Source organism: Pseudomonas sp. EL_65y_Pfl1_R83, assembly GCF_963970695.1.
GTDB lineage: Bacteria > Pseudomonadota > Gammaproteobacteria > Pseudomonadales > Pseudomonadaceae > Aquipseudomonas > Aquipseudomonas tritici.
On the sequence record NZ_CAXAQI010000294.1, the window covers coordinates 1 to 496 of the forward strand.

The 496-nt window shown below is 66.7% G+C and carries 1 pseudogene; it reads left to right on the forward strand.

Annotation, left to right across the window (positions count from 1 at the left end):
- Window positions 1-94: 94 nt before the first annotated feature.
- Window positions 95-496, forward strand: a pseudogene (locus tag AACY08_RS28950) (3-oxoacyl-ACP synthase); the annotation flags it as partial.

The window sequence follows — 496 nt, forward strand, 5'->3', positions numbered from 1 at the left end:
CCACCGCAATCGCGGCGGCGGCGAAGATGGTGCGCGATGATCTGACGCGGCGAATCGCGGAAGATCTGGGTGATTTCGAGAAAAAGGCGGCATGATGCAAAGCGTGATTATCGGCACCGGATCGGCGCTGCCGACGCGGCGCGTGTCCAATGCCGAGCTGGCCGAAACCGTCGACACCTCGGACGAATGGATCGTCGAGCGCACCGGCATCCGCTTCCGTCACATCGCCGGCCCTGACGAGACCACCGCCACGCTGGCCGCAGACGCGTGCCGCGCGGCGCTGGGTTCCGCCGGTATTGCGGCGCAGGACATCGATTTGATCGTGCTGGCGACGGCCACGCCGGACCAGACCTACCCGGCCAGCGCGACCAAGGTGCAGGCGATGCTCGGCATCGATGATTGCGTGGCCTTCGATGTCGCCGCCGTCTGTTCGGGCTTTCTCTATGCGCTGCAGGTTGCCGACAGCATGTTGCGCAGCGGGGCCGCCAGGCGTGCG